This is a genomic window from Methylocella tundrae (genome assembly GCF_901905185.1).
Taxonomy (GTDB): domain Bacteria; phylum Pseudomonadota; class Alphaproteobacteria; order Rhizobiales; family Beijerinckiaceae; genus Methylocapsa; species Methylocapsa tundrae.
This window is the reverse complement of record NZ_CABFMQ020000046.1, coordinates 66727-79413: the sequence shown is the minus strand read 5'-3', so window position 1 is coordinate 79413 and position 12687 is coordinate 66727. Positions and strand designations below refer to the sequence as shown.

The 12687-nt window shown below is 60.2% G+C and carries 11 protein-coding genes and 1 tRNA gene; 6 read left to right on the top strand and 6 right to left on the bottom strand.

Annotation, left to right across the window (positions count from 1 at the left end; genetic code table 11):
• Positions 1-4 precede the first annotated feature (4 nt).
• Positions 5-1009 (bottom strand): glycosyltransferase family 2 protein, encoded by a 1005-nt coding sequence (locus tag MPC4_RS05165; RefSeq protein WP_174511576.1) that lies wholly within the window; start codon positions 1007-1009, stop codon positions 5-7.
• A 256-nt stretch (positions 1010-1265) separates the two neighbouring features.
• On the opposite strand from MPC4_RS05165, the gene MPC4_RS05160 reads away from it, so the two are divergent.
• The 3 genes from MPC4_RS05160 (at position 1266) to ampH (ending at position 4163) form a co-directional block, all read left to right on the top strand.
• Positions 1266-2156: a ChbG/HpnK family deacetylase gene (locus tag MPC4_RS05160; protein ID WP_174511575.1), complete on the top strand. Its 891-nt coding sequence runs from the start codon at positions 1266-1268 to the stop codon at positions 2154-2156.
• Positions 2153-2935, top strand: coding sequence for an SDR family NAD(P)-dependent oxidoreductase (locus MPC4_RS05155; RefSeq protein ID WP_174511574.1), 783 nt, complete (start codon positions 2153-2155; stop codon positions 2933-2935). Before MPC4_RS05160 ends, MPC4_RS05155 begins: the two co-directional genes overlap by 4 nt.
• 121 nt (positions 2936-3056) lie before the next feature.
• Positions 3057-4163 carry a D-alanyl-D-alanine-carboxypeptidase/endopeptidase AmpH gene (gene ampH, locus MPC4_RS05150; protein ID WP_174511573.1) on the top strand — a complete coding sequence of 369 codons (1107 nt, stop codon included), beginning with the start codon at positions 3057-3059 and terminating at the stop codon, positions 4161-4163.
• Positions 4164-5685: 1522 nt separating this feature from the next.
• Here the strand turns inward: ampH and MPC4_RS05145 are convergent.
• From MPC4_RS05145 to MPC4_RS05135, 3 genes are all read right to left on the bottom strand, one after another.
• Positions 5686-6105, bottom strand: a complete 420-nt coding sequence (locus MPC4_RS05145) for a CBS domain-containing protein (protein WP_174511572.1) — start codon at positions 6103-6105, stop codon at positions 5686-5688.
• A gap of 354 nt (positions 6106-6459) precedes the next feature.
• On the bottom strand, positions 6460-6669 hold the full coding sequence (locus MPC4_RS05140; RefSeq protein WP_174511571.1) for a hypothetical protein: 210 nt from the start codon (positions 6667-6669) through the stop codon (positions 6460-6462).
• A 662-nt stretch (positions 6670-7331) separates the two neighbouring features.
• Positions 7332-7586 carry a hypothetical protein gene (locus tag MPC4_RS05135; protein WP_244628856.1) on the bottom strand — a complete coding sequence of 85 codons (255 nt, stop codon included), beginning with the start codon at positions 7584-7586 and terminating at the stop codon, positions 7332-7334.
• Between the two features lie 290 nt (positions 7587-7876).
• Here MPC4_RS05135 and MPC4_RS05130 point away from each other — a divergent pair, with 290 nt between their 5' ends.
• Positions 7877-8164 carry a hypothetical protein gene (locus tag MPC4_RS05130; protein WP_174511570.1) on the top strand — a complete coding sequence of 96 codons (288 nt, stop codon included), beginning with the start codon at positions 7877-7879 and terminating at the stop codon, positions 8162-8164.
• A gap of 617 nt (positions 8165-8781) precedes the next feature.
• Here the strand turns inward: MPC4_RS05130 and MPC4_RS05125 are convergent.
• A tRNA-Thr gene (locus MPC4_RS05125) sits at positions 8782-8857 on the bottom strand.
• A 366-nt stretch (positions 8858-9223) separates the two neighbouring features.
• Here MPC4_RS05125 and MPC4_RS05120 point away from each other — a divergent pair.
• Positions 9224-9532, top strand: coding sequence for a hypothetical protein (locus MPC4_RS05120; RefSeq protein WP_244628855.1), 309 nt, complete (start codon positions 9224-9226; stop codon positions 9530-9532).
• 102 nt (positions 9533-9634) lie between these two features.
• On the opposite strand, the gene MPC4_RS05115 is transcribed toward MPC4_RS05120, so the two are convergent.
• Positions 9635-11344: an MFS transporter gene (locus MPC4_RS05115; protein WP_244628854.1), complete on the bottom strand. Its 1710-nt coding sequence runs from the start codon at positions 11342-11344 to the stop codon at positions 9635-9637.
• Between the two features lie 439 nt (positions 11345-11783).
• On the opposite strand from MPC4_RS05115, the gene MPC4_RS05110 reads away from it, so the two are divergent.
• The gene (locus tag MPC4_RS05110; RefSeq protein WP_134486543.1) at positions 11784-12212 is read left to right on the top strand and encodes a hypothetical protein; all 429 of its coding nucleotides are present in this window, start codon (positions 11784-11786) and stop codon (positions 12210-12212) included.
• Positions 12213-12687 lie beyond the last annotated feature (475 nt).

Sequence of the window (12687 nt, the reverse complement as noted above, 5' to 3'; positions counted from 1 at the left end):
TGGCTCAGACCCAATCGCGCCGGCGCCGGAGCGATAGCTCGTCCGGCGCGAGCGGCGTCAGGCCGAGGCGCTCCTCGACGACATAGAGGGGGCGACGCTTCACCTCTGCGAAGATGCGGCCGATATATTCGCCAAGAATGCCGAGCGAGAGCAGTTGAATGCCGGCGAAGAAGGTGATCGACACGATCAAGGACGCATAGCCCGGAACATCGACGCCCCAAATCATTGTCCGGATTACATAAAAGCTCGCAAGGCCCAGAGCGAATACCGATATGGCGAGGCCAATATAGGTCCAGATCTTCAACGGCATGGTCGTAAACGACATCAGGCCGTCGAGCGCGAAATGGGTCAATTTGCGGTAGCTGAATTTGCTGTGCCCGGCCTGACGCGGCGCGACGTCGAAAGGAACGCCGATCGACTTGAAGCCGATCCAGGCGTAGAGCCCTTTCGAGAAGCGCGCGTGCTCGCGCATCATCCGCAGCGCCGCGACGGCTTTGGCGTCGAGCAGCCGGAAGTCGCCGGCGCCTTCCGGCAGACGCGTCTCCCCGACAGAGCCGAAGAGCTGATAGAAGCGCTGCGTCAGGATGCGCCGCAGGGCCGAGTCGGCGCCGCGGTCGACGCGCTGGCCGTAGACGTTCTTGTAGCCCTCCCGCCATTTCTCGACGAAGCTCGTAATCATCTCCGGCGGATGTTGCAGGTCGGCGTCCATGATGATGGTTGCGGCGCCGCTCGCATGGTCAAGCCCCGCCGCGATCGCGATTTCCTTGCCGAAATTGCGGCTGAGAGCGATCACGCGGATGCGCGGGTCCCCATCATGCGCCTTGCGCAGAAACTCCAGCGTATCGTCCGTCGATCCGTCATCGACGACGATGATTTCGAACGAACGCGCGCAGGATTCGAGCACCGCAGTCAGGCGTTCGATCAGGGGCCGTAAATTGGCCGATTCGTTGAAGCTCGGCACGACCACGGAAAGCTCCGCTTCCGCCATGACGGCATCGGATCTCATCATTGATTTGGCTTTCTCATCGCAAGCTCAGGCAAAGACGCGAAGGCGCCGTTCACAATCGCGTATCGAAGCGAATAGATTAAGGCGGAACAGCGAATCCGCGGAAACGATGCGCCTCGAAAGTTGTTGTTACGAGATAAAGATGCAGTTTCGAATCCGATGCTCTAGGCTTTGGCATTGAATTGCGCAAGACAGGGTCTAAAATCGGGTTCGACATGCCGGGGCCGGCCTCGAAAGGTCCCGCCAAGGAGTGAAGGCCATGGGGGTACAGAGCGTGGGCGGCGGCCAAGCTTGCTCTTCGATCAGCCTTTGCGCCGATGATTTCGCTTTGTCTCCCGGCGTCAACCGGGGCGTCATCGAGGCGCTCGGCGCGGGGCGCCTCAGCGCCACGAGCGTGATGGCGAACCGCCGTTCCTGGGCGAAAGGCGCGCGCGCGCTGCGCAGATATGCGGCCAACGCCGATATCGGCCTCCATCTCAATTTGACGCTCGGCGCGCCGCTGAGTTTTATGCCGCGCTTCGCCCCGACCGGCCATCTGCCTGAAATTACACGGGTTTTAAAGGCTGCGCGCAAAGGCGATCTGCCGGAAATGGAAATTCGTCATGAGATCGCCCGCCAGCTCGACGAATTTTTCGAGCATTTCGGCGCTCCTCCCGATTTCGTCGACGGTCATCAGCATGTGCAGATCCTGCCGCAGATCCGCCATTGGCTGCTCGACGAACTGGAGGCGCGCAATCTCAAGGGAAAGATCTGGCTCCGCAACAGCGCCGATCGTCCGACCCGCATCCTGCGCCGCGGCGTCGAGCTCAAAAAGGCCCTGGGGATCGCCTGGCTCGCCAAAGGATTCTCGCGCGCCGCGGCGGCGCGGGGTTTTGCCACCAATGAGGGCTTTTCGGGCTTCTCGCAATTTGATCCCTGTAGCGATTACGCTCGCGACTTCGAAACCTATCTTCGCGCCCCAGGGCGGCGTCATCTCATCATGTGTCATCCGGGCTATTGCGACGAAGAGCTGATTCTGGCGGATCCGGTGACGCTGACGCGCGAAAGAGAGCTGAATTTCCTGTTGTCTCCGGCCTTCGCCGACTTGCTGCGGCGCGCCAGCGTCAAGCTCGCGCGCATGTCGCCGCCAAGACTCGAGATCGCGGCTTGAGTTTTCGCGCGCGTCCCGAAGATGGGGTCGCCTTTGTCACTGGCGCGAGTTCCGGCATTGGCCGCGCCGTGGCGCTTTTGCTCGCCGAGCGCGGATTTACCGTCGCCGTCAACGCGCGGCGCGCCGCCGAACTCGATGCGCTGGCGGCGCAATCTCCCAGCATTTTAAGCTTTCCCGGCGATGTCACGGACCGCCAGAAGATGGCGGCGATCATCGCCGGCATTGAAGCCGCTCATGGGCCGGTCGCGCTCGCGTTCCTGAACGCCGGCGTCTATTTTCCGTCCGAGCGTGAAAAATTCGATGTGGACGTCGCCTGGCGCAGTTTCGAGGTCAATGTCGGCGGCGCGCTGAATTGCCTTGGCCCACTGCTCGAAGCGATGGTTTTGCGGGGACGGGGACAAATCGCCATCACGTCCTCGCTCGCGGGCTACGGCGGCATACCGGGCTCGATGGCTTATGGCGCGAGCAAAGCGGCGCTGATCTACATCGCCGAAGTTTTGAGGATGACCCATGAGCCGGCGGGGCTGACGGTCCAGGTCGTCAATCCGGGCTTCGTCGAAACGGCCATGACGGCGCCGAACGCGGATTTCGACATGCCCTTCATCATGAGCGCGGAGCGGGCCGCGCGGATCATCTGTGATGGATTTGCAAAGGGCGGCTTCGAGATCACCTTTCCGCGCAGGCTGGCCTATGCGTTCAAGGCGGCAAGGCTGCTGCCTCATCCGCTGCTGTTTCCCCTGATGCGGCTGGCGACACGGCGGGCGCGCCGCGATATTTGACGGCGGCTGACCTTGCGCCAATCATTCCATGCATAGTTTTCGCCGCATCTTTGTGCAATCTTTCGCTCGACGCGACTCATGGCGTTTTGTTGCGCCGCGTCGGCCACAGGGGGATTTGCATATGCGATCGATTTTCCTCGCGCTCGCCCTGATGGCGGCCGCGGCTGGCCCGTCCCGCGCCGAAGACGCCGTGCTCGCGGAAGCAACCGACCTTGCCGGGTTCGTTATGTTCGGCGAGTCCGGCGCGCCCGGCATGGTCCTCGTTGTGGTGCGCGGCGACAGCAGCATCGTCCTTGGATATGGCGAGACGGAAAAGGGAAACAACCAAAAACCGGACGGAAACAGTCTCGTCCGGCTGAATTCCATCACCAAGGTCTTTACAACCGAAGTGCTCGCGTCCCTTGTGGCGGAGGGGAAACTGCGCCTGACCGATACGCTGGAACACGACGCCGGCGGCGCCAGGACGCCGGCATTCGAGGGCAGGCCGATCACTCTGCTCGATCTCGCCACCCATTCGGCGGCTCTGCCGCGCGAGATGGGGGAGGCGCCGGAGGATTCCGCGCTCCGCGCATGGCCGACGCGGGCCGACCGCTGGAAATGGCTCAGCCATTTCGAGCTGCCCTGGGCGCCTGGCACGATCGCCGCCTATTCAAATGTCGGCTTCGATCTTTTGGCCGACGCCATCGAGACCTCAGGCGGCAAACCCTATCCCGATCTGTTGCGCGAGCGCGTCACCGGCCCGCTAGGCATGGCGGACACAGGCTTTGCGCCGACGCCCGAGCAATGCAAGCGGCTGATGATCGGCAGCGGCCTCGGCGGCGCGGGACCCTGCGTCGATACGCATGCGACGGACGGCAGCGGCGGCCTCTACAGCACGGCCAATGATATGGCGCGCTGGCTGCGCCACAATATGGACGAGTCCAATGAGACATTGGCGCTGAGCCACGCCGTCTATCGCCAGCGCCAGGCGCTGCCCGCCGCCATAGGGTTCGATGAAGCCGGGCCGATGGCGGGTCTTGGGCTCGGCTGGGTGATCACGGCCGCCGACGGCATTCATCCGGCGACCATCGCAAAGAGCGGCGGCGGCGTCGGCTTCATGAGCTATATCGCCTTTGCGCCGGGCCGCCACGTCGGCGTCTTCGTCGCTGTGAACAGGGCCGATTTCGGCATGTTCGGCAAGCTCACGGAAGCAGCCAGGGGGATGATCGCAGACCTTGCGACGCGGTAGGATGCGAAGAATTCAGCGTCCGGTTCACGTGCTGGAGTTGCTGGAATTCCCCTAAGTAGCTTTGGCTCGCCGCCGCGCCGAAGGCTGACGGCATGCGGGTCATGAGCTCTCTGTTCAGCGGGCCGTGGCCCTCCAAGGCTCATCAAAACGCTTCATGCATGCGCTTATGATGAAGCTGCCGGTATTTTCCCGTGGGATCGCAGAAAAATCCGCCCATCGGCGTCGTTTGGTGGCGTCCGCCGTGGGCTGAGCTGCGCCCACGTCCTGCTCCATCCGCAACCGGGCAACTTCAGAGATCATCGCGACCGGAAAGAAAAATGACGCGGCGCTAGCCACGTCATGAGGTAGACTACCCGATCAAGCACCATAGGCGCTTCGAATGCGTAAACGGAGGCTCGAGTGTTGAAACGTTCTGCGATCAATGCGCCCGCGGCGGCTATAGTCGTCTTGACAATGACGTCAGCGGGGGCGCAAGCGGCCGGCGCCAGTCCGGGAAACACAAGCTCCGGAAACACGGGCTCACGAACTTCAAGCAACACGTCGAGCAACACATCGACCCAAACGAGCACATACAGTGGGGAAAGCCGATGGGCCGAGGAAGTGTATGCAGGGCGAGCGCAAGGACCGGCGGCGAGAGCGTGGCTGTTTGTTCATCCCCGGCGGCAGGATCAATGAGCCTCGCAGCCGACGCATGGCGAACAACTCGCTTTGTGTTCTGATACGCGGCGCATGTTTGTCGCACATGCGGACCGGCGATCGACGCGCCGTGGATTTTATAGGCGATACAGGCCAAAGGCTACGCTTATGACGCGCGCGGAAAAGCCGTCAACAGGTTCGAACGGCTCTGGACCCACGCGCGCCTACAGGCCAAAAGAGCAGCTTTCAGCGGCTAAAGGCGCTTTCCCGGTTGAGATGCAGCCTGCATGTTGATGACGTCGGCTGCATCGAGCCAGCCGCGGCTCGCCTAGTCATCTCCGCCTCGGCATGGACATCGCAGAGACCCAATCCGTCCGGATCAGCATTGCGCGAGTCCTGGTTCACATCGCTCTCAAAAACTCCGCCAGAAAGGTATAGTGTCGGCTTCATGGAAGCTAAACTAAAAGACTGAATTAAGGAGACGGCCCAATGCAATTTACCGTGGGACTAAAACTTGACGGAAAGAGAGATCACATCGCGGTGGACGCTGAAGACGCGCTTATCGCTGCGCTTAAGGTCAAGACTGAACATCCGGAGGCGGTAATTACATATGTCCGCCAACAAAATCGCCGCGGCGACGCGCGCCATCCGTCCCATCGGCTCGCCGACCACGCTCACTGATGTGCAAAGCCGGGCCGATTCAAAATCGATCCGTGCTGCCGCCGCAGGCGACTAACGAGAGCGGCCTGCGAGCTTTCATGGAGGGGCCGCGACCGTCGTTGCGTAATCCCGAAGGTCGGCGCCGGCGAAGAGTCCACAGACCCCAGGCCGGACCCCTGAGCCTCGCCACAAACCGGCATCGGGACCGCCGGCGAAGCTCTTTCGGTCAGGCGTGATGGGCCGACACAGCCCTCGTCACATCGGCCGCGATCTTCTGCGAGGCCGCATGCGAAACATCGCCGAGGCTGATCATCCCGACCATCCTCTTGTTGGCGTCTATGACAGGCAACCGTCTCACCTGCTTGCTTTCCATGATTCGCGCCACATCATCCACGTCTTCATTGTCTCGACAGTAGATTATGCCGGCGGTCATCACGTCCCTGGCCGTAAGCCTCGAGAGATCCTTGCCATTGGCGACGCCTCGAACCGTGATGTCACGGTCTGTCACCATGCCGATGAGGCGATCATTTTCGCCAATGGGAATGGCGCCTATGTCCAACTGTTGCATTTTTTTTGCAAGCGCCATGACGGGTGTGTCTGGCGAGACCCATTCGACTCCCTTGTGCATGATTTTCTTTATTTTCATGGCAAACCTCTTTTCGTTCGCTCGCCGGCCGAAATGACCGCGCCATCCCGGGCGCCTCCCTGAAGGTTATTCTACACTTCTAAGCTCGCGCAAAAGATTAATCATTACCGGTTCGGAGACGCCGTCCTTGATCCGAATCAATCGTTGCATCGGAAATTGGATTTCCGCGCCAATGAGACTTTGGCGCAGAGCCAGCCAGGCATGAATTAAATAAGCCGCCGCAATGAGAGGCCGACGATGGGTGACTTTCGCTCGCCCACGATGGCGGATCTCACCGCTGACCTATCCGCAGTCAATGGCGAGGCATGCCGATCGGCTGTGACGGCCGTTCAGTTGATCTGGCTTTTCCTTTGCTTAGCTTGCCTTGCGCTCGACTGGATTTTTGATGACTGAAAGACATTCAGCATAGGTGTCGAGAAGCCATTTCCTGTCTACCAGGACGCCATTGCCGAAATAGGCGTCAAACTTTTTTCCTTCTGCGCACACAATCAGTTGCAAAAGCGTGAGAGCAACCGCCTCTTGTGAAGCATCCGATGGGATATGGATAATTTGCGATTCCTTCATCGTTCCCTCCGTTTTCCCGGGGCTGCGCGTGAGCCTGCTTATTTATGATGACTCCCGAGATCGTTTAAGCGTCTGGCAATATAGAGGGGTGGGATTTCCAAATCACTTTTTTCGGGAACTCGCATCGTTCACGATGGCCTGAAACATTCGCGCAATTGCGGTAGCCGCAATCCCGCCCGCGGTCGCCGCATCATGGCGATTATGTCGTCAGTGGCGCGACAACGGGGCCGCAAATATGTGACGAAAACATTTGACACATGGTTGGGACAGGGAGCAGCATCCAAAGGCCTTCGCAGTTGCTCACAAGAGCCGGTTGGAGGTAGAAGGCGCCTTTTTCGAGAACCCATCGGTTCCACTGCAATGGAGAGGCCATGACTCCACCGGGACAGTGTAGCAGACTCCGCCATGCGCGGAGTCACGGGGGCGCGGAAGCCTAAACTGCCGAGCCAAAACGCCGCCGCCGACAATTTGACGTCATCGCGCGATAGCACCGCGAAGGCCAAGCGTATGTTATCCCGCACGTAAAATCTGCTCAAAACACAGATCGCTTCGCATAGCCGAAGCAGGGCCCCGTAGCTGCTTGAATGCGCCGGGGCCCATCATTTGTTCGTCGATTGAAGCGGAATAGCGGAACATTTGAAACGGAATAGACGAAGCTTTTGTCAGGTCCGGCCAGGATCGTGGCGGCTGTGGGCGTGGCGATAGCGCCTGTGTTTTTTGAGGCCCCAACTCGACGCAATTGAAGGGCCGGCCGTGTAGCCGACGACACCGCCTGCGACCAGGCCAACCGGGCCGCCGACCAAGGCGCCCGCCAGGGCCCCCATCGCGCCGTCGCCGAGCCGCTCCTGTGCGTTTGCAAGGGAGGGCGCGAGCGATATTCCAGCGATTGCGGCCGTAATCAGAATCCTTTTCATCATTGCGGTGCTCCAGCGCGTGTTTCAGCGGTCTGTGGGAGCAGTCCGCCACCAGGGAAATCATCCCCTTGGTAATCGTGGAAAAATGTTCATTTTCGGGCGTTTGCGGGACTGTTGAATATCCCGGCCGGTCGAATGGTCGATTGTGCGCAACACCGTCGCTTGAAATCTTCCGACTCGAGGCCATGTTCTGTCGCGTCTCTCTCCGAAATGTGCGACGCAGCACAAACACGGCCGATGGAACCTGCCAAATAAGCGCTCGCATCAACCATACAACTAATAGCTGAAAAGACATGGAACAGAGATCATCCACATCCCGCCCGATCGACGCCGCGCGCGCCACCGGCTATAGCCGCTACGCCGATCCGGCTGTCTTCCCAAGATTTGGCGGTGACGAATTTGATCCGCCAGCCTATTCAACAGATCGGCGATCGACGGTTGACGCCGCGACGGCCATCAAGTCGCGCAGCGCCAAGCCGCACCGCGGCGTTATCGCTCTCGCCCGCGCTATGCTGTCCAGGTCCATGTTCCTTCGCAGGAAGTTCAACGCTTCCGCGCCGACCTTCACGCTATTCCGGTAGGTCCTTCGCCCGGAGGGGGCGGCGGCTTGCCGGCTATCGCGTACTCACGGCCCAACGCGGCGGAACCGGCGCAGCGAAGACGCGGAAGGCCTCAAGCCTTGCGGCGGAGAAGGCGCCGCCGGAAACAAAAAGGGGAACCGACACGGCCCAGGCTCGTTTCTGGGCTATGACTTTCTGGATTGAACTTCTCAAGGGCAGAGACATCATTGAATCGGAGCAATTCCGCGGCGACGCCGCTGCTGTCCGATCAAGGGCAGTGGACCTCTTCGCCATTCATAAGAAGCAGCTCGACGCGACCTCCGTTCGAGTGATCGATTCGGCGGGTGGAAAAATTGTGTTTTCGCTTCCCGATCGCATGAGCCCGACAGTAACCAGATCTGAGCTGAAGGCCGCTCGCTCGACGAGCGATTTCGCGAGCCAATCTCGAAGAAATTGAGATGGCGGGGGAGCCCCGGCGCGCGACCGTGTTCCCAAACGCAGAATCGAGCGAACTTATTTGATCGGGAGCCCTCTTTGAAACTCGGAGAGGGTCTCGATTGAAAGCTGCGAGCGTCTAGCCTTAACCAATTGATTTGAGTTTGTTTTATGACTATTCCGGATGCAGTCGGACAGTGATTTGGTGCCGGTTGCAGGAGTCGAACCCGCGACCTTCTCATTACAAATGAGTTGCTCTACCAACTGAGCTAAACCGGCCTCGCGGCGCCGCCATCAGCGAGCTAGCGCATGGACGCTTCGATGTTGATTTCTATTTCTTTAGTTTAGATCTTGCATCAAAACAAAGAGATAGAGGCGATGGTCAATCGCCTCGAAGCGCCGATGCTCTAGCAGCGCGCCGACTGTTTGGCAACCGCCTTGGCGGCCTGCGTCCGCACACCGACTCGGGGGTTCCCAGAGGCGTTTTTTCTTTGCCGTCCGCCGTCCATGCCGCCGGAGGTTGAGATGGCGCCGCGCTACCAAATATTAGGCGATTTGACCTAATGTTGCCGCGAAGGCGCGACAAAGCTCGACGTCGACCGTGAACGCGCCATTCCGGCGTCAGCTGCGGAGGGATGAATGCCGATGAACTTGGGTAAGACTATCAGGACCGGGATGGCGCTGAGCGCCGCCGCCGCGTGTTTCGCCGCGGTTTGCGTTCCAGCTCAAGCGCAGGACGCCGGCGCTGTCGCCGCCGGTCTGCTGGGGGGGCTCGCCGTCGGCGCCATCGCAGGAAGCGCCATCGCCGGCGCCGGCGCGCCTCCTCCGCCTCCGCCCGGCTACGGATATTATGCGCCCGTCTATGCGCCGCCGCCGCCCCGCTGCTGGTTTGAACCGCAACAGGTCTGGAACGGCTACGCTTACGTGATCCAGCGAGTTCAAGTCTGCGAGTGACGACATGAAAAGCGCCTAAGCGCCGATGAAATGGGCCGCTCAACGAGCGGCCCATTTGTTTCAAAGCACAAAGCGTCGACGGCGCGGCCGGTCATTCGGCCGTCAGTCCTGCGCGTAAATATCCCGGTCCTTTGTTTCAGGAACGAACAGCACGCCAATGACGAAACAGGCCATGGCTATGATGATCGGATACCAGAGCCCGTAATAAATATCCCCGGTCTGCGCGACCATGGCGAACGCGGTCGCCGGCAGCAGGCCGCCGAACCAGCCATTGCCAATGTGATAGGGCAGGGACAGGGACGTGTAGCGAATGCGCGTCGGGAATAATTCGACGAGCGCGGCGGCGATCGGCCCGTAGACCATCGTCACATAAAGGACGAGCACGAAAAGCAGCCCGATGATGCCGGCGACCTGGGGGCGAAAAATGTCGAGCGGATTCGACATCTTGACGATGCCTGGATCATTGGCGTCCGGATAGCCGGCGTCTTGCAGAGCCGCGGTGAGTTTCATGTCGAAGGCCGCTCTGACGGCTTTTGGATCAGCTGCGACGTCGCTCGCGTCGGGGACGGCTATTTCCTTCGATCCTATGAGGATTTTGACCGGCTCCTCGATGGCCGTGTCGACGCGCGTGTATTTGACCGAGCTTTTGGCCAATACATCGCGTGCGATGTCGCATGGCGCTGTGAATGAGCGCGTTCCGATAGGATTGAACAGACTGCCGCAATTGGCCGGGTTTGCGACGACCGTCACGGAGACATTCTCGAGCGCCGCCGCGAGCGCCGGATTGGCGTAAGTCGTGATGCGCTGGAAAATCGGAAAATAGGTCGCCGCCGCGGCGAGGCAGCCGAACATGATGACGGTCTTCCGGCCGATCTTGTCCGACAGCCAACCGAAGAAAACGAAAAAGCCGGTTCCAAGCACCAGGGACCAGGCTATCAGGAGATTGGCGGTATAGCCGTCGACCTTGAGGATCGATTGCATGAACACCAAAGCGTAGAATTGCCCGGTATACCAGACGACGCCTTGGCCCATCGTCAGGCCGAATAGAGCGAGCAGAGCAATCTTCGCGTTCGGCCAATTGCCGAAAGCCTCGCGCAGCGGCGTTTTCGAGCCTGCGCCGTTTTGCTTCATCCTGAGAAAGGCTGGCGATTCGTTCAGCTTCAAGCGGATCCACAAGGAGACGCCGAGCAGCACCACGGAGACAAGGAAGGGAATGCGCCAGGCGAAACTGGCGAAGGCGGGCTCGCCAAAGATGCTCCGCGTGAAGAGGATGACGAGAAGCGACAGGAACAGGCCGAGCGTCGCCGTCGTCTGGATCCAGGATGTATAAAATCCCCGCCGCCCTGCCGGTGCGTGCTCTGCGACATAGGTCGCCGCGCCGCCATATTCGCCGCCAAGGGCAAGGCCCTGCAAAAGCCTGGCCCCGATCAAAATGATGGGCGCAGCGATGCCGATCGCATGGTAATTTGGCAAAAACCCGACGATAAATGTCGAAAACCCCATGATCAGGATGGTGAGGAGGAAGGTGTATTTGCGCCCGACGAGATCGCCGAGCCGCCCAAAGACGAGGGCGCCGAAGGGGCGGACGACAAAGCCGGCGGCGAAGGCGAGCAGGGCGAAAATATCCGCCGTCGCCTTCGGGAATTGACTGAAGAATTGAGCGCCGATGATGCTCGCCAGGGATCCGTAGAGATAAAAATCATACCAGTCGAAGACTGTGCCGAGCGAGGACGCCAGAATCACTCGCTTCTCGGCGTCCGTCATGGGCGCCGTCCTGGCGATTTCCTCTCTCGAAATTGTTACTACCGCCATGTGCTTATCCTGGCTGTTGGCTGCTTGGCAGCATGTCTTTTTGTGGTCCTCCTGGCGCTATTCCGCTGCCCGGAATCGCGCCGGGCAGGCTTCAGCTTGAGGAGGAGCCTTGAAGCAGGAAATGACCGCCGCCGACGTTTGTCAACGATAAATGCGGCGAAACGTCGCGCCGTTTGGGGTTCGGCGTGGTTCGTCCGCGAGATGCTGGAGTTGGCCGGGACTTAAGGCGCCGGGACTTTATGCGCGCGACGCAGGCTCAATTTGCGCCCCGACACAAGCCCATGCAATGAAGGGAAGAATTCTCGTGGTCCGCCTTGCGGCATCCGCCGCCAAAGACGAGACTTCGGAGTTCCTGAGTGAGTTTTGCGGCTCTTGCCGGAATTTTCTGCGTGATGAGGCGCTACCGCCTGAGCACGTCCGCTGGATTGGGAGAATTTGCATGAAACGCCTGTTTGCGGCGCTCGCTTTATGTTCGCTGCTTGCCCCGATCTCGCGCGCCGCCCCGGTCGGCGTGCCAAAGCTCGATGTCGAAAAGTCCTGCCGTGAAGCGCAGGCTTTCGGCTTCGGCGGCGGTCAGGACGATAAGCTGGCCTATAAGGGCTGTATGCAGGACGAGAACGACGCACTGGCGCAACTGAAGAAGAACTGGTCCCGTTACAAGCCGGAAAATCGGGCCAATTGCGTTGCTCAAGGCATTTCGCCCATGCCGAGCTATGTCGAAATTCTGACATGCATCGAAATGTACGATGACGCCAGCCAGTTGAACAGGCCAGGTTCCTCGGTGCGTCCGTTCAACGGAAAAGTCCCGGCCGACGCGCCGCCGGCCATGACGCCGCCGGCCCCAGCGAACCCAATCGACAGCAAATAGCGGACGATCCGGCAGTAGATCAGCGCGGGCGCCAACGCGCTGATCCGGCCGGTTAAACAGAAAGGGGCGGGAATGCCCCAGCATTCCCACCCCAGTCCGGCTTCAACCCCGCCTATTTGCGCGCTGACCCTGGAAAGCGCAAGGTGCGCCACCGTGTGGCGCGACGTGCAACCGGCATCCTCCCGAGACTTGGACTAAGACGCCGAATTGTCGCCAGCAATGGCACTTTCAGCTTGCTGCTCGTGTAGCCTACGAGCGACGCATTGTCACGTCGAAATGCGGCAAAATGCCCATGAAAAAGCAATAAATGCGGAAGAATTTTTCAGCGAGACGGCAACGGCTCAGCTCTCCCGATCGCGCGCGCGCCATTGCCTGTGCTATAGGATTAAAATAAGGGCGCGACGCCTGGGGCCAGAGCGAATTGTGCCCTTCGCGGCCCGGATTGCTCGAGGCCTTATTCTTGCGACAGACGAAT